This window comes from Blastococcus sp. TF02-8 (genome assembly GCF_003319175.1).
Taxonomy (GTDB): Bacteria; Actinomycetota; Actinomycetes; order Mycobacteriales; family Geodermatophilaceae; genus Blastococcus.
This window is the reverse complement of record NZ_QOHK01000005.1, coordinates 106804-121597: the sequence shown is the minus strand read 5'-3', so window position 1 is coordinate 121597 and position 14794 is coordinate 106804. Positions and strand designations below refer to the sequence as shown.

At 74.4% G+C, this 14794-nt stretch carries 15 protein-coding genes; 6 read left to right on the top strand and 9 right to left on the bottom strand.

The window, feature by feature from the left end; all coding sequences use genetic code 11:
• Positions 1–176: 176 nt before the first annotated feature.
• The 5 genes from DQ237_RS11695 to DQ237_RS11675 all read right to left on the bottom strand — a co-directional run bounded on the left by DQ237_RS11695 (position 177) and on the right by DQ237_RS11675 (position 4210).
• The gene (locus DQ237_RS11695) at positions 177–842 is read right to left on the bottom strand and encodes a DUF3618 domain-containing protein (RefSeq protein ID WP_113800312.1); all 666 of its coding nucleotides are present in this window, start codon (positions 840–842) and stop codon (positions 177–179) included.
• 43 nt (positions 843–885) lie between these two features.
• On the bottom strand, positions 886–1407 hold the full coding sequence (locus tag DQ237_RS11690) for a phage holin family protein (protein ID WP_113800311.1): 522 nt from the start codon (positions 1405–1407) through the stop codon (positions 886–888).
• 1 nt (position 1408) lies between these two features.
• Complete coding sequence (locus DQ237_RS11685) at positions 1409–2188, bottom strand: hypothetical protein (protein WP_113800310.1); 780 nt, start codon at positions 2186–2188, stop codon at positions 1409–1411.
• A 299-nt stretch (positions 2189–2487) separates the two neighbouring features.
• A complete protein-coding gene (locus tag DQ237_RS11680; protein WP_113800309.1) occupies positions 2488–3282 on the bottom strand; it encodes an enoyl-CoA hydratase/isomerase family protein in 795 nt (264 codons plus the stop codon).
• 1 nt (position 3283) lies between these two features.
• On the bottom strand, positions 3284–4210 hold the full coding sequence (locus tag DQ237_RS11675; protein ID WP_113800308.1) for a neutral zinc metallopeptidase: 927 nt from the start codon (positions 4208–4210) through the stop codon (positions 3284–3286).
• A gap of 110 nt (positions 4211–4320) precedes the next feature.
• Between DQ237_RS11675 and DQ237_RS11670 the strand changes: the two genes are divergently transcribed.
• Entirely contained in the window at positions 4321–4767 is a 447-nt protein-coding gene (locus DQ237_RS11670) for a nitroreductase family deazaflavin-dependent oxidoreductase (RefSeq protein ID WP_113800307.1), read from the top strand.
• 7 nt (positions 4768–4774) lie between these two features.
• Here the strand turns inward: DQ237_RS11670 and DQ237_RS11665 are convergent, their stop codons facing one another.
• Positions 4775–5833, bottom strand: coding sequence for a winged helix DNA-binding domain-containing protein (locus DQ237_RS11665; RefSeq protein WP_113800306.1), 1059 nt, complete (start codon positions 5831–5833; stop codon positions 4775–4777).
• Between the two features lie 245 nt (positions 5834–6078).
• On the opposite strand from DQ237_RS11665, the gene DQ237_RS11660 reads away from it, so the two are divergent.
• Positions 6079–6360, top strand: coding sequence for a three-helix bundle dimerization domain-containing protein (locus DQ237_RS11660; RefSeq protein WP_113800305.1), 282 nt, complete (start codon positions 6079–6081; stop codon positions 6358–6360).
• Positions 6361–6400: 40 nt separating this feature from the next.
• Positions 6401–8020, top strand: a complete 1620-nt coding sequence (locus tag DQ237_RS11655; RefSeq protein ID WP_113800304.1) for an ABC-F family ATP-binding cassette domain-containing protein — start codon at positions 6401–6403, stop codon at positions 8018–8020.
• Between the two features lie 24 nt (positions 8021–8044).
• Here DQ237_RS11655 and DQ237_RS11650 read toward each other — a convergent pair whose 3' ends face one another.
• On the bottom strand, positions 8045–9280 hold the full coding sequence (locus tag DQ237_RS11650; RefSeq protein WP_113800303.1) for an amino acid deaminase/aldolase: 1236 nt from the start codon (positions 9278–9280) through the stop codon (positions 8045–8047).
• Positions 9281–9347: 67 nt separating this feature from the next.
• On the opposite strand from DQ237_RS11650, the gene DQ237_RS11645 reads away from it, so the two are divergent.
• The 3 genes from DQ237_RS11645 to DQ237_RS11635 are packed head-to-tail and all read left to right on the top strand — an operon-like array spanning position 9348 to position 12452.
• The gene (locus DQ237_RS11645) at positions 9348–10646 is read left to right on the top strand and encodes a D-arabinono-1,4-lactone oxidase (protein ID WP_240619589.1); all 1299 of its coding nucleotides are present in this window, start codon (positions 9348–9350) and stop codon (positions 10644–10646) included.
• A 1-nt stretch (position 10647) separates the two neighbouring features.
• Positions 10648–11241 (top strand): TetR/AcrR family transcriptional regulator, encoded by a 594-nt coding sequence (locus DQ237_RS11640; RefSeq protein ID WP_147251791.1) that lies wholly within the window; start codon positions 10648–10650, stop codon positions 11239–11241.
• Positions 11238–12452, top strand: coding sequence for an MFS transporter (locus tag DQ237_RS11635; protein WP_113800300.1), 1215 nt, complete (start codon positions 11238–11240; stop codon positions 12450–12452). Before DQ237_RS11640 ends, DQ237_RS11635 begins: the two co-directional genes overlap by 4 nt.
• A 2-nt stretch (positions 12453–12454) precedes the next feature.
• Here DQ237_RS11635 and DQ237_RS11630 read toward each other — a convergent pair whose 3' ends face one another.
• Positions 12455–13348 (bottom strand): aldo/keto reductase family oxidoreductase, encoded by an 894-nt coding sequence (locus tag DQ237_RS11630; protein WP_113800299.1) that lies wholly within the window; start codon positions 13346–13348, stop codon positions 12455–12457.
• 77 nt (positions 13349–13425) lie between these two features.
• Entirely contained in the window at positions 13426–14607 is a 1182-nt protein-coding gene (locus DQ237_RS11625) for an alcohol dehydrogenase catalytic domain-containing protein (protein ID WP_113800298.1), read from the bottom strand.
• Positions 14608–14794 lie beyond the last annotated feature (187 nt).

Genomic DNA, 14794 nt, shown 5'->3' with positions numbered 1-14794 from the left:
CGCCGGTGGCGTCGTCCCGGGGAGGAACGGCGCCACGGGAACCGCCCTGCAGCGGGCCGTGCCGCGTCTCACCCGTCGGGGGGAGAGCTCCTCCGGCACCTTCCCGGACAGCACTGCGCCCCGCCGGGAGGTCCCGGCGGGGCGCAGGCGTACGGGCGGGGCTCAGGCCCCGCGGATCAGCTGGAGGCCTGGGACTGCACGGTCTCCTTGGACTGCTGGGCCTGACCCTGCACGTCCTGGGCCGCGGACTGGCCCTCCTGCTTCACGGTCTCGGCCGCGTCCTGGGCGGTGGACTTGACCTCCTCGACCGCGTGCTGGGCGGCCGGCTTCAGCTGCTCGCCGATCTCCTGCGCGGCCTGCTTGGCCGGCTGGAGGAGGGCGTCCTTGTTCTCGCGGAGCGCGGACTCGGCCTGCTGGGCCAGCTCCTGCTCCTTCTGCGAGGCGGGCAGCAGGCTGGAGACCAGCCAGCCCACACCGAAGGCGATCAGGCCTGCGGCGAGGGGGTTGCCCTGCGCCTGACGGGTGATCGTCTCCGGCGCCTGCTGGACGGCGCCCATCGCGGACTGCGCCGCGTGCTGCACGCTGTCGGCCGCGTTGGAGGCCGTGTCCTGCACGGAGCCGGCCGCGTTCGAGGCCATGCCGTGCGCCGAGGACTTCGTGTCGTGGGCGCTGCCCATGACCTTGTCCTTGAGGTTGGTCATGCGCCCCTTGGCCGCGGTCACCCGACGGTCCATGACGCGGGACGGGTTCACCTTCTCGTTGAGGGCGTCGACGTCGTAGCTGAGCTCGCGGCGCGTGTCCTCGATCTGCCGCCGGATGACGTCCGGGTCACTGCTGGTCATGTCTTCGGCTCCTGCCGTGTCGAGAGAAGTCAGCGGTCGGGGATCAGTGGGGCTTGAGGGCGCCGGGCACCTGCTGCAGGGTGTCGACGGTCCGCTCGGGCTTGGGGTTCACCTGCTGGAACTTCTTGCGTCCCATCACGAAGGCGACGGCCCCGATGACGCCCCAGAGGACGGCCACGATCAGCGCGGCCAGCCCGGCGTCCATGACGTTCTCCAGCGCCCACCAGAGGGCGAAGGACAGGAACATCAGGACCATGTAGCCGGCGAAGCCGGCCGCACCGAACATCCCGGCACCCTGGCCGGCCTTCTTGGCCTCGGCCTTGACCTCCACCTTGGCCAGCTCGAGCTCCTGGCGCATCAGGGTGGAGAGGTCCTTGGTGACCTCGCCGATCAGCTGGCCGACCGAGGTGCCCTCGACGTCGGGCCGGCCCTCGGCGGTCATCGGGGTACCGAGGTCGCCGCTGTGGGCGCCCTGCGAGTAGTCCGCCGCGTAGTTCTGGGGCGTCGGGTCGGCGTACCCCTGCGGCGTCCCCGCCGGGGAGGCCCCGGAGTAGGGGGAGCTCACGTCAGCTCACCTCACCGGGCCGGCGAGCCGGGTCGTCCCAGCCTGCAGGCGTGGTCGGGGGCACCATGCTGCCGGCCGGCGGCGTGGTGCCGTACGGCGGCGGGGGCAGCGGGGTGCCGGTGCCCGTGCCGATCCCGGTGCCCGTGGTGGCGCTCGAGTAGTCGGAGTACGTCGGCGCCGGGTCCACGTAGTTGGTCGGGGTGCTGCGGTAGCCGCTGCCGCCGGTGCTGCCGGAGTCGGTGTGCGCGGCGCGCACACCGCTGGTCAGCCGGCCCGCGAGCACGCCCGCGGCGGCCGCACCCAGCAGGAAGAGGCCGGGCTTGCGGCGGGCGAAGGCGCGCACGTCGTCGAGCAGCTCAGCCGGCTCGCGGTTCTGCAGCTTGTCGGCGAAGCCCTCGACCATGCCGGAGGCCTGGTGGAGCAGGTCCCGGGCGGGGCCGGGAGCGCCCTCGCTGGAGCCGTCGGCGAGGCCGCGGAGCTCCTGGGCCAGCGAGGTCAGGCCGGACGCGGCCTTCTGCTGCTGGCCGATCGCCTGCTCCTTGAGCTGGGAACGGCCCTGGTCGAGCAGGTCCTTGGCCTGGCGCTGGGTCTCGCCCACCACGTTCTTGGCCTGGTCGGCCGCGGTGGAAGCGACCTGGCTGCCGGCCTGGGCGGCCGTGTCCTTGACGTTGCGGGCCTCGTCCTTGGCGATGTCGGCCTTCGACGTCGACGAGCTGGTGGTCGTGGCACCCGTGTCGGCGGGAGCCGGGGGCGGGAACGGGGTGTCGATGGAGTGAGTCATCGGTCCTCCTCGGCATGCTTCGTGGTCGGTGGAGGCGCTACCCCAGCGGCATTGCGGCACACATCCGGACGGTGGTTCACCGACCCGGACGGTTGCGATGACGGAGGGTCAGCGCCGCTGGTCTGTCGCGGGAAAGCTGACGTCGTCCACCCGGCGCATCCGTGCGTCCCGGGGCGGGATCGGGGTGGCCGGGGGAGGGCAGCGACTCGCGCTGCGCCGTCCCTCCGCCGCTCGGGCAGAGCACCTCTCCTCGCAGAGGGTCAGGTACCCGGGTCAGGGGGCGGACGAAACGGAAATGATCAGCCGGACCAGGGAAACCGCGGCTGACGGCGTTCGGCGAAGGCCCGCACGCCCTCGGCGAGCTCCCCGGCGGCGATCGTCTCCCGGTAGCGCGGGGCCGCCACGTCCTCCCCGTCGTCACCGACGGTGAGCGCCGCGACGACCTCCTTGGTGGCCTGCTGGGTGAGCGCCGAGCGCGAGGCCAGCACGTCCGCGAAGCGGCGCACCTCCGCGTCCAGCTCGTCGGCGTCGAGCAGTCGGTCGACCAGACCGGTGCGCAGAGCGGTCTCGGCGTCCAGCAGCTCGCCGCTGTAGAGCAGGTACTTCGTCGTCGCCGGTCCGACGAGGTCCAGGAGCGCCTTGGTGGACGACGGCGTGTAGACGATGCCGACCTTCGCCGGGGTCACGCCGAACACGGCGCTGCGGTCGGCGAACCGCAGGTCGCAGCAGGTGGCGAGCTCCACGCCCCCGCCGATGCAGTGCCCGCGGACCATCGCCACCGTCGGCTTGAGGAAGTCGCGCAGCGCGGCCTGGGCGGCCAGGTTGTGCCGGCGCACGTCGGCCATCGGGTCGGCCGGGTCCCCGCCGCGCAGCAGGTCGGAGATGTCGGCCCCCGCGCAGAAGCTGGGTCCCTCGCCGGTCACGACCAGGACGCGGACGCCCGGGTCGGCGGCCAGCGGCGCGAGCACGCCGGGCAGGCCGGCCCACATGCCGACCGTCATCGCGTTCCGCTTCTCCGGGCGGTCGATGACGAGCGTGGCGACGTGCCCGTCCCGGGCGACGCGCAGGTGCTGGGTGGTCCCGTCCTCGGTCACGTCAGCCCAGGTCGTCGGTGCCGAAGGTGTCGCAGGCACGCACGTCGCCGGATTCGTACCCGGTGCGGAACCAGCGCTGCCGCTGCTCGGAGGAGCCGTGCGTGAACGCGTCCTGGTCCACGCGCCCGTTGCCCAGGTTCTGCTGGATGAAGTCGTCGCCGATCCGCGACGCGGCGTCCAGCGCCCGGTCGATGTCGTCGTCGCTGATCTCGGCGATCAGCGGCTGGCCGGACTCGTCGGGCACGGTCTCGGCGTGGTTGGCCCACGTGCCCGCGTAGCAGTCCGCCTGGAGCTCCAGGCGCACCGTGCCGCTGGTCGGCCCGGTCTCGCCGGGGGTCACCTGCCGATTGGTCCCCAGCAGGTTCTGCACGTGGTGGCCGTACTCGTGCGCGATGACGTACGCGTCGACGAACAGGCCGCCCTGGGCGCCGAACTGCTGCCGCAGCTGGTCGAAGAAGGACAGGTCGATGTACACGAGCTGGTCGGCAGGGCAGTAGAACGGCCCGGAGCCGCTGCTCGCGCCACCGCAGGAGGTCTGCACCGAGCCGGTGAAGAAGACCGTGTCGGTGGGGGAGTAGCGGTCGCCCAGCGTCGCCGACCAGAAGTCCTGGATCGACTCGATGTCGGCGACCACGGCGCACTCGACGGAGTCGTTCGCGTCGGCGCCGGTCCGGCAGTTCTGCTCGAGCTCGCCGTTGTCGGCGGTCTGCCCGCTCCCCATGCCGTCGAAGGTGCTGATGCCCGGGCCGCCGCCCGAACCGCCGCCGAGCACCTGGAGCAGGACGACCACCAGCACGCCCACGAGGCCGAGCCCGCCGCCACCGACGGCGAGCCCGCGGCCACCGCCGAATCCGCCGCCGAAGCCACCGCCGCCCCGGATGTCGCGGACGCTCGACGTGTCGAGGTCGGCGCCTTCGCTGTACCGCATTCCTGGTGCTCCTCCGATCGGTGTGGCCGTCGGGAACGGTGCCATCGGGTCCGGAGGACCGCGACTCGGGTCGGCGCGCAGCACCACCCGCCGGCCCCTAGATTCGGGGCATGCCGCTGGAGGGTGAGTACGAACCGAGTCCGCAGCAGTGGGTCCGCGACCAGGTGGCGCGTTACGAGGCCACGGGCGGTCGGGAGGCGAACACCCTCCTGGACACCGGCCTGCCCGTCGTCATCTTCAGCACCCGCGGCGCGAAGAGCGGCAAGGTGCGCAAGCAGCCGCTGATGCGGGTCGAGCACGACGGCATCTACGCCATGGTCGGCTCCCAGGGGGGCGCCCCCACGGACCCGGCATGGGTGTCGAACCTCCGTGCGCACCCGGACCAGGTGACCGTGCAGGACGGCCCCGAGCCGTGGGACGGCGTCGCCCGGGAGATCACCGGCGAGGAGCGGGCCCAGTGGTGGGAGCGTGCCGTCGCCGCCTACCCGGCGTACGCCGAGTACCAGCAGAAGACCGACCGGCAGATCCCGGTCTTCCTCGTCGAGCGCCGCGGCTGACCACCGGTCAGGGCAGCCGCTCCGCGAGTGCGGGCACCGAGGCCGCGAGCCCGTCGTCGTCGCCGAAGAGTGCGGCGGTCGCCCGGCGCCGGCTGCCCGATCCGGACCACCGCCAGGTGCCCACGATCCGTCCGTCGGCCACGACCGTCGGCAGGAACATGCCGTTGCGGCCGGGGCAGATGCGCTCGGCGAACGCCGGGTCGAGCACGGCGGTGCGGTCGCCGTACCCGAGGACGAACTCGTCGAAGCCGGGCAGCAGCCGCAGCGCCCGGGCCTCGTCCCGGTGCGCGGCCAGGAGCTCCGGGGTCGCCGGGTCGAGCAGGTGCTCCGTCCCCTCCACCTGCAGCCGTTCCAGCCGATCGCCGACGAGTGCCAGCCCCGCGCGCACGTCGCGGACCGTGCTGCCCGCCCAGCGCACCAGATCGGCGATCGTCGCCGGGCCGTGGCCGAGGAAGTAGCGCAGCGCCAGTTCCCCCAGTGCCTCCTCGCGATCCGGCCGGCGGGGCGCGCGGACCCACTCGTCGAGGAGGACGAAGTCCTGCGCGCCGCCGTCGTCGGTCGGGCCGAGGCAGAGCGTGCCGGTCTGGCTGAGGAACCACAGCAGGTGGTAGCCGCGCTGGCCGCCGGTGTCGACGGCGCTGCCGATGACCTCCAGCAGAGCGGCGCGGGAGAGCCGCCGGCCGCCGGAGAGCGCGCCGACGACGAGCTCGCGTGCCCGTTCGGCGTCGGACTCCGTGAGTCCCAGCTCTGCGCGCCGTCGCGCCTGGCCGGCCAGAGCTCGCGGGCCCAGCAGCTCGAGCATCCACGGCAGGTCCTCGGCCGCGAGCAGGTGGAGCGTCCCGCGCATCGGCCAGCTGCGCACGACGCTCCCGTCGTCCAGGGCGCGCCGCACCCCCTCCCGGCTGTGCCCCGCGGTCCGCAACGCCACGGAGGTCAGGGCGCCCGGCAGGTCCTGTGCCTGGACGGCCAGCAACCCGCGGACCGCGTCGGCGGCGCCGGCGGCAGGTGGCCCGGCGAGCCCGAGCGCGACGAGGCGCATCAGGCCCAGTTCCTTCCGCGTGGTCATGGGCACCACCCTGGCAGGGCGGTACGACGGACGGCCCCCGCGCCCGCGCCGGCGTCGGTCGTCGTCCTGGCCCTGGTCCTGGGCCTGGTCCTGGGCGGGGCCGCGACGGTGCCGTCGATCGCCCCCGGCTGAGGAGCGGGCCGGCGGGCCTTTCGTCCCTGGTGCCGCGAAGTCCGAGCCGACACCGTATGGAACCGCTGCGGCCGGATCGGGTCCGTGGCCCAGCCGGACGAAATGGACCGCCGATGACCCTGGTCGTCCCCCCGAACCCGGGACCCGCCGCCGACGAGCCGACGGGACCCCTCGACGGACCCCGCGCCTCCCTGCGTCGGGACGACGAGGTGGACGACGTCGTCGCCGGCGCGGTCGGTCGGCTCAGCGGCGAGTTCTCCGGGAGGGTGGGGCCGCAGCTCGTCGTCCGCGTGGTCCGGGACTGTCGCCGTGAGCTGGGCGGATCGCCGGTCGGCGCCCTGCCGGAGCTGGTCGAGCGGCTGGCCCGGTACCGGCTGGACCGGCACATCGGCTGACCCCCCGACGAGCCGTCGCCGGGCACGGGAGGATGGCGTCGTGGGATACGTCGACGTCAGCGCCGTCCGGCACACGCTCTCCGACGGGCGCGTGCTGCTCGACGAGGTCTCCTTCCGGGTCGGTGACGGCGCCCGTGCGGCACTGGTGGGGGAGAACGGCGCGGGCAAGACCACCCTGCTGCGGATCATCGCCGGGGACCTGGTCCCGGAGGCCGGGTCGGTGGCGCGCACCGGCGGGCTGGGGGTGATGCGCCAGTTCATCGGCTCGGTGCGCGACGGGACGACCGTGCAGCGGTTCCTCGTGGACCTGTCCCCGCCGGAGGTGCGGGCCGCCTGGGACGCGGTCGAGGCCGCCGAGCTCGCCCTCATGGAGACCGACGACGAGACCGCGCAGATGGCCTACGCCGGGGCGCTGGCCGAGTGGGGCGACGTGGGCGGCTACGACGCGGAGGTCACCTGGGACACCGTGACGGTCGCCGCGCTAGGCGTCCCCTACGACGGGTGCAAGTACCGCGACCTGGCCACGCTGTCCGGCGGGGAGCAGAAGCGGCTGGCGCTCGAGGCGCTGCTGCGCGGACCCGACGAGGTGCTGCTGCTCGACGAGCCGGACAACTACCTCGACGTCCCGGGCAAGCGCTGGCTGGAGGAGCGGCTGCTGGAGACCCGCAAGACCGTGCTCTTCGTCAGCCACGACCGCGAGCTGCTGGCCCGGGTCGCCGACCGCGTGGTCACGGTCGAGGGCGGGTCCGCCTGGGTGCACGGCGGCGGCTTCGGCAGCTACCACGAGGCGCGGGCGGCCCGGCACGAGCGGCTGGCCGAGCTCCGGCGGCGCTGGGACGAGGAGCACCAGCGGCTGGTGGACCTCGTGCGGACCATGCAGCAGCAGGCGGCCAACTCGCCCGACATGGCCAACCGGTACCACGCGATGCAGACCCGGCTGGCGAAGTTCGAGGCGGCCGGCCCGCCGCCCGAGCGACCGCCGGAGCAGAAGGTGGCGATGCGACTGCGCGGCGGGCGGACCGGCGTGCGGGCGGTGACGGCGGAGCAGCTGGAGCTCACCGGGCTGATGCAGCCCTTCGACCTGGAGGTCTTCTACGGCGACCGCGTGGGAGTGCTGGGGGCCAACGGTGCGGGGAAGTCGCACTTCCTGCGCCTGCTGGCCGGGCAGTCGGTGGCGCACACCGGCGACTGGCGGCTCGGCGCGCGGGTGGTCCCGGGCTTCTTCGCCCAGACGCACGCCCACCCGGAGTGGCAGGACCGCACCCCGGTCGACCTGCTCTGGCACGGGGAGCCGGGGCGGCCGGGCGTCGACCGCGGGCGGGCGATGGCCGCCCTGCGCCGCTACGGGCTCACCGCCGCCGCCGACCAGCCGTTCCGGACGCTGTCGGGCGGGCAGCAGGCCCGGTTCCAGATCCTGCTGCTGGAGCTGTCGGGGGCGACGCTGCTGCTGCTGGACGAGCCGACCGACAACCTGGACGTGCTGTCGACCGAAGCGCTGGAGGAGGCGCTGGCCGCCTTCGACGGCACCGTGCTGGCGGTGACCCACGACCGCTGGTTCGCGCGGTCGTTCGACCGCTTCGTCGTCTTCGGCGCCGACGGGCGGGTCTACGAGTCGGCCGAGCCGGTCTTCGACGAGACACGGGTCGTCCGCGCGCGCTAGGGGTCCGTCGTCAGGGGTCCGTCGTCAGCCGAAGGCCTGCCCCTCGCCCCGGTAGGTGGGGTAGGCGTCGGTCAGCCGGTCGCCCGTCAGGGCGTGCAGGACGGCGACGTGCTCGGCGAGCTCGCCGGCCTTGGCGTGCCGGAACCACACCCGGTCGCCGATCCGCAGCGTGGTCGCCGCCGCGCCGCGCAGCGGGGTCTGCACCTCACCGGCCCCCTCCGTGCCGATCATCCGGAGACCGGCGGGGTGGACCGGGCGCGGCAGCCGGTCGGTGCCCGGTGGGCCGGAGGCGATCCAGCCGCCGCCGGCGACCGTGACGGTGCCGGGGGCAGGGCGCCGGGTGACCGGCAGGGCGAAGAGCGCGGCCGGCCGGCCGGTGAAGGCGCGGTAGCCGTCGAAGAGGGTGGGGGAGTAGAGCCCGGAGCCCGCGGCGAGCTCGGTCACCGACGGGTCGGCCGCGGTCGTCTCCAGGCTCCCGGTGCCGCCGCCGTTGACGAACTCCAGCGGAGCGACGGCGCGCACCGCGGCCACGGCAGCTGCGCGGCGCGCGGCGAGCTCGCGGACCGAGGCCGCCTGCATCCCGCGCACCGCCAGCCCCCGCAGCGGGCGGCCCGGCGGCGCGTCCTGCACCCCGGCGACCTGGGCCTCGTAGGCCATCAGCCCCACGAGGCGGAAGCCCGGCCGGCCGGCGACCGCACGCGACAGGTCGGCGGCCTCGTCGGGGGTGTGCACCGGCGAACGGCGGACGCCGACGTGCACCCGCCCCGCGGCCGCGCGCAGCGAGGCGTCGAGGTCCAGGCAGATCCGCACCTCGGGCCTGGCCGCGGGTGCGACGACGGCGTCCACCAGGTCGAGCTGGTCGGGGCTGTCGACCATGAGCGTGACCCGGGCGGCGAGGTCGGGGTCGCTCAGGAGCCGGCGCAGCGCGCCCCGGTCGGCGGTCGGATAGCCGACGAGGGCGTCGTCGGTGACCGGGTCCTCCCCGCCGGTGAGCCACAGCGCCTCGGCCAGGGTGTAGGCCAGGACGCCGGCGAAGCCGGGCCGCGCGAGGACCCGGCGCAGGACCGGCCGGCTGCGCACGGACTTGCTGGCCACGCGGATCGGACGGCCAGCCGCTCGGCGCTCGAGGTCGGCGGCGTTGGCGTCGAGGGCGTCCAGGTCGAGGACGGCCATCGGCGGGTCGAGGTCGGCGGTCGCCGCGTCCAGCCGGGCGCGGGCGGTCTCGGCGTCGTCGGCGGGGAGGGCCACGGGAGGCAGCATGCTGCGCAGTCCCCAACTGGGTCAACCGTCCCAGTACGCTGCCGCGAACCGGACGGAGGAGAACGGCGTGAGCAGCTGGCGCAACTGGGCGGGCAACCAGCGGGTCGACGGCGTCTCGGTGCTGCATCCCTCCGGTACCGAGGCGATCGCGACGGCGCTGACCACCGCCGCCGCGGTGGGCCGGCGGGTGCGTCCGGTCGGCAGCGGGCACTCCTTCACCGCCGTCGCGCGGCCCGACGACTGCGCACTCTCCCTCGACCGCCACGCCGAGCTCGTCGACGTCGGCCCGACCGGACTGGTCACCGTGCAGGGCGGCATGCCGCTGCACCGGCTCAACGCCGAGCTCGCCGCCCGCGGCTGGGCGCTGACGAACCTCGGCGACATCGACCGGCAGACCGTGGCCGGAGCGGTGTCGACGGGCACGCACGGCACCGGCGCCCGCTTCGGCGGCCTGGCCACCCAGGTCCGCGGCGTCCAGCTGGTGACGGCGGCCGGCGAGGTGCTGCGGTGCTCTGCCGCGGAGCGCCCGGAGCTGCTGGACGTCGCCCGGGTCTCGCTCGGCGCCCTCGGTGTGCTCGACACCGTGACGCTGCAAGCCGTACCCGCCTTCGCGCTGCGCGCCGAGGAAGCGGCGGCGGCGCTGGACGACCTGCTCGACGGGTTCGGGGAGTACATGACCTCGACCGACCACGTCGAGTTCTACTGGTTCCCGCACACCGACCGCTGCCTGACCAAGCGCAACACCCGCGTGCCGCTGTCGGCGGTCGAGCCGCTCCCGCGCTGGCGCGCCCTCTGGGACGACGAGGTGCTGGCCAACGCCGGGCTGGCCGCGGTCGTCGCCGCCGGACGGCGGGCCCCGGCGCTGGTCGCGCCGCTGGCCAGGTTCTCCGCCGGCGCGCTCGGGGCGCGCACGTACACCGACGCCGCGCACCGGGTCTTCGTCTCCCGCCGGCGGGTCCGGTTCCGGGAGATGGAGTACGCCGTGCCCCGGGAGGCGGCACCCGGAGTGCTGGCCGAGCTGCGGCGGGCGGTGGAGGCCAACGACTGGCGCGTGCCCTTCCCCGTCGAGGTGCGGGTCGCGGCCGCCGACGACGTCCCGCTGTCCACCGCGTACGGCCGGGACACCGCCTACGTCGCGGTGCACGTGCCGGCCCGGAGCGAGCCGGGGGAGTACTTCGCCACGTTCGAGGCGATCGCCGGTGCGGTGGGCGGCCGGCCGCACTGGGGGAAGCTGCACTCGCTGGGCGCGGCGGAGCTGAGCACCCGGTACCCGCGGTTCGGGGAGTTCGTCGCGGCGCGCGACCGGCTCGACCCCGCTCGTGTCCTGGCGAGCCCGCACCTCGACGCGCTCCTCGGGCGGGCCTGACGTGGCGCGATGGACCGTCGGCGAGCGCCGTGAGGCCCTGGTCGAGGCGGCCCTGCGGGTGATGGCCCGAGACGGGCTGGCCGCGGGCACCACGCGCGCCGTCGTCGCCGAGGCGGGCATGTCGCTGGCCAGCTTCCACTACGCCTTCGTCTCGCGGGACGAGCTGCTCGCCGAGCTGGTCCGCCGGGTGGTGGGGCGGGAGCTGACGGCGGCCACCGCCGGGATGGACCCCGCGGCAGGCCTGGCCGGCTGCCTGCGTGCCGCCGCCGGCGGATACCTGGAGCACCTGGGGGCCGACCCCGGGGCCGAGCAGCTGATGCTGGAGCTCACGCTGCACGCCGTGCGCGAGCCGGCGCTGCGCGCGGTGGCCCGCGAGCAGTACCGCGCCTACACCGACGCGGCGGCCGCCCTGCTGGAGCAGGCCGCGGAGCTCACCGGGTCGTCCTGGAACCGGCCGGTGGGCGAGCTGGCCCGGCTCCTGGTCACCCTGGTCGACGGCGCCACCACCACCTGGCTGGTCGACCACGACACCGAGGCCACGCGGCGCACCCTGGAGGCCGCCGTCGAGCTGCTCGTCGGCCGGTACGCCGCATGACCGTCGCGCCGGCCCGGGTCGGCCGGGCCTGGACGCTGCGCTTCGGGCTGGCCTGGCTCGGGCTCTGGGCCGCGCAGCTCGCCCCCGTGCAGCTCCTGCTGCCGCTCCAGCTGGAGGCCCTCGACCCGCTGCACAAGGTCCGCGACCTCGCGCTGGTGAACGGACTGGCCGGGCTCGCCGCGCTGGTGGCGCTGCCGGTGTTCGGCGCGCTGTGCGACCGGACGCGGTCCCGGTGGGGACGGCGCCGTGTGTGGACGGGTGGGGGCGTGCTGGTCTACGCCACCGGCCTCGCGTCGAGCGGGGCGGTCGGCGACTGGCGGGCGCTGGCCGGCACCTGGCTGATCGCACAGCTGGGCATGTACGCCGCGATGGCCGGGCTGACCGCGACCATCGCCGACCAGGTGCCACCGGAGCACCGTGGCGCAGTCTCGGCCGCCGTCTACGGCCCGCAGGCCCTCGGGATCGTCGTGGGCCTGGGGCTGGTCACCGCGCTGGGCGGGGGCGTCGCGCCCGGCTACCTGGCGCTGGCCGTCGTCCTGCTGGGGACCGCGGTCCCCTGGCTGGCCTCGGCCCGCGATCCGGAGCCGGGGCCGGGCGGTCGTCCGCCGTCGTCGGCCGCCGCGGTACGGGCCACGTGGGAGGCGCCGGCCCGGTCGCCGGACTACGCCTGGGCGTTCGCCGGCCGGTTGCTGGTCAGCCTCGGCAACGCCCTGGGGACCACCTACCTCCTCTACTTCCTCGGCGACGGCCTGGGGCTCGCCGACCCCGAGGGCGCGCTGCTGGTGCTGACCGTCGTCTACCTGGTCGCCACGGTGGCCGCGGCCTGGGGCGGCGGGGTGCTGTCGGACCGCAGCGGACGGCGACGGGTGTTCGTCGGGTGGGCCGCCGTCCTCCAGGCCCTGGCCTGCGCCGTGCTCGTCGTCGCTCCCAGCTGGCCGGCCGCGCTCGTGGCCGGGGTCCTGCTCGGTGCGGGGTACGGCGCGTACACCTCCGTCGACCAGGCGCTGGTCACCCAGGTGCTGCCCGACCCGCACTCGGTCGCCGGGGACCTCGGGGTCATGAACGTGGCACTGGTCGCCCCGCAGGCGCTGGCGCCGCTGCTCGCCGGCGCGGTCATCGGGCTGTCCGGCTACGGCGCACTGTTCACCCTGGCGGGGCTGTGCACCGTGGCCGGCGCCGTCTCGGTCACGCGCATCCGGTCGGTGCGCTGACCTCAGAGGTCCACGTCTGGCTCGCCGGTCCCGCCGATGCGGTCGAGCTCGGCGAGCTCGTCGGGGCCGAGCACGCGGGCGGCCGCCTGCAGGTTCTCCTCGAGGTGCGCGACCGACGAGGTCCCGGGGATGAGCAGCAGGTTGGGGGAGCGGGCCAGGAGCCAGGCCAGGGCCACCTGCATCGGCGTCGTCCCCAGCCGGCGGGCCACCGTCTCCAGGGCGGCGGACTGCAGGGGGCTGAACCCGCCGAGCGGGAAGAACGGCGTGTAGGCGACGCCGTCGCGGGCGAGCGCGTCGATGAGCGGGTCGTCGGCCCGGTGCACCAGGTTGTAGTGGTTCTGCACGCAGGCGACCGGCGCGATCGCCCGCGCCTCGGCGTACATCTGCGTCGTCACGTTGCTCACGCCCAGGTGCCGGATCAACCCCTCCTGCTGGAGGGCGGCGAGGGCCTCGAAGGGCTCGGCGAGCGAGCGCTCGACCGGCTCGGCGAACCCGGGCATCCGCAGGTTGACGACGTCGAGCGCCTCGACGCCGAGGTGCTCGATGTTCTCGTGCACGGCCCGGCGCAGGTCGTCCGGGTCGAGGGCCTCCGGCCAGCCGCCGTCGGCGTCCCGGCGGGCGCCGACCTTCGTCACGATCACCAGGTCGTCGGAGTAGGGGTGGAGGGCCTCGCGGATCAGCTCGTTGACGACGGTCGGGCCGTAGTAGTCGCTGGTGTCGATGTGGTTCACGCCGAGCTCGACCGCGCGCCGCAGCACCGCGATCGCGGCGTCCCGGTCGGCGGGCGGACCCATCACGTGGGGGCCGGCCAGCTGCATGGCGCCGTACCCGAGTCGCCGGACCTCCCGGTCGCCGAGGCGGTAGCTGCCGGACTTCTCCGCGGTGGTGGTCGTCATGGCCCTGCCGTACCCGCCGGCGGGCGCCCATGCGCGGCCGGGCCGGTGTTTTCGTCCACCGGCCCGGGCCGCCCGGATCACGGGTTGATGAGCACCTTGACGGCGCCGTCCTTCTTCTCCCGGAAGTTCATGTAGGCCTGCGGCGCTTCCTCCAGCGACACGTGGTGGGTGGCGAAGTCGTCGACGCCGAGCGGGTCGCCGTCCAGCAGCAGGGGGAGGATGTCGGGCACCCAGCGCCAGACGTTGGCCTGCCCCATGCGCAGCTGGATCTGCTTGTCGAACATCCGCATGAGGGGCAGCGGGTCGGTCGCGCCGCCGTAGACGCCGGACAGCGAGATCGTGCCGCCGCGGCGGACCGCTTCGATGGCCGTGTTCAGCGCGGCCAGGCGGTCGATGCCGGCGACCTGCATGACCTTCTCCATGATCGCGTCGGGGACGATCGCCGTGGCCTTCTGCAGCGCCGAGGCCACCGGCGAGCCGTGCGCCTCCATGCCGACGGCGTCGATGACCGCGTCGGGGCCGCGGCCGTCGGTCAGGTCGCGAACGCGCGCCACGACCTCCTCCTGCTCGGTCGAGTCGATGACCGTGATGCCGTTGCGCCGGGCGCGGGCGAGCCGCTCCGGCACCACGTCGGAGGCGATGACCTGGCCGGCACCGAGGTGCTTGGCGATGCGGGTGCACATGTCACCGATCGGGCCGAGGCCCAGGACGAGGACGCTGCCGCCGTCGGGGATTCCTGCGTACTGCACCGCCTGCCACGCGGTGGGCAGCACGTCGGAGAGGTAGACGAAGCGGTCGTCGAGCGGGGCGTCGGGGACCTTGATCGGCAGGGTGTTGCCGAAGGGCACCCGGAGGTACTCGGCCTGACCGCCGGGGACCTGGCCGTAGAGCTTCGTGTAGCCGAAGAGGGACGCGCCCATGCCCTGCTCCCGGTTCTGGGTCGTCTCGCACTGCGAGTTCAGACCCTGGGAGCACATCCAGCACGTGTTGCAGGAGATGTTGAACGGGACGACGACCCGGTCGCCGGGCTTGACCGCGGTCACCTCGCGGCCGACCTCCCGGACGATCCCCATCGGCTCGTGGCCCATGATGTCGCCCACGGACATGAAGGGGGCCATGACCTCGATGAGGTGGAGGTCCGAGCCGCAGATGCCGCTCGAGGTGATCTCCACGATCACGTCCGTCGGGTCCTGGAGAACGGGGTCGGGGACGGTGTCCACCCGGACGTCGGCCCGGCCGTGCCAGGTCACTGCGCGCATGCGAAATCTCCCTCGATCGGACCGCGATTCGGGCCGTTGGACGTGTTCGTGACCCGGATCGCGCGACTCTCAACCATCTGCGGCGCGTCCATCACTTTGTGTTGCGTGCGATCTACGCACTGTTGATCTACCGGCCCGATAGTCGGTGACCTGGTTCACAGAACTGCAGGTGGATACCCCGTCCGGC

Bases quoted from the DNA above. Each gene is read 5' to 3' on its own strand.
- DQ237_RS11695 (WP_113800312.1), bottom strand. From the start codon at position 842: ATGACCAGCAGTGACCCGGACGTCATCCGGCGGCAGATCGAGGACACG.
- DQ237_RS11685 (WP_113800310.1), bottom strand. From the start codon at position 2,188: ATGACTCACTCCATCGACACCCCGTTCCCGCCCCCGGCTCCCGCCGAC.
- DQ237_RS11675 (WP_113800308.1), bottom strand. From the start codon at position 4,210: ATGCGGTACAGCGAAGGCGCCGACCTCGACACGTCGAGCGTCCGCGAC.
- DQ237_RS11670 (WP_113800307.1), top strand. From the start codon at position 4,321: ATGCCGCTGGAGGGTGAGTACGAACCGAGTCCGCAGCAGTGGGTCCGC.
- DQ237_RS11665 (WP_113800306.1), bottom strand. From the start codon at position 5,833: ATGACCACGCGGAAGGAACTGGGCCTGATGCGCCTCGTCGCGCTCGGG.
- DQ237_RS11660 (WP_113800305.1), top strand. From the start codon at position 6,079: ATGACCCTGGTCGTCCCCCCGAACCCGGGACCCGCCGCCGACGAGCCG.
- DQ237_RS11650 (WP_113800303.1), bottom strand. From the start codon at position 9,280: ATGCTGCCTCCCGTGGCCCTCCCCGCCGACGACGCCGAGACCGCCCGC.
- DQ237_RS11635 (WP_113800300.1), top strand. From the start codon at position 11,238: ATGACCGTCGCGCCGGCCCGGGTCGGCCGGGCCTGGACGCTGCGCTTC.
- DQ237_RS11630 (WP_113800299.1), bottom strand. From the start codon at position 13,348: ATGACGACCACCACCGCGGAGAAGTCCGGCAGCTACCGCCTCGGCGAC.
- DQ237_RS11625 (WP_113800298.1), bottom strand. From the start codon at position 14,607: ATGCGCGCAGTGACCTGGCACGGCCGGGCCGACGTCCGGGTGGACACC.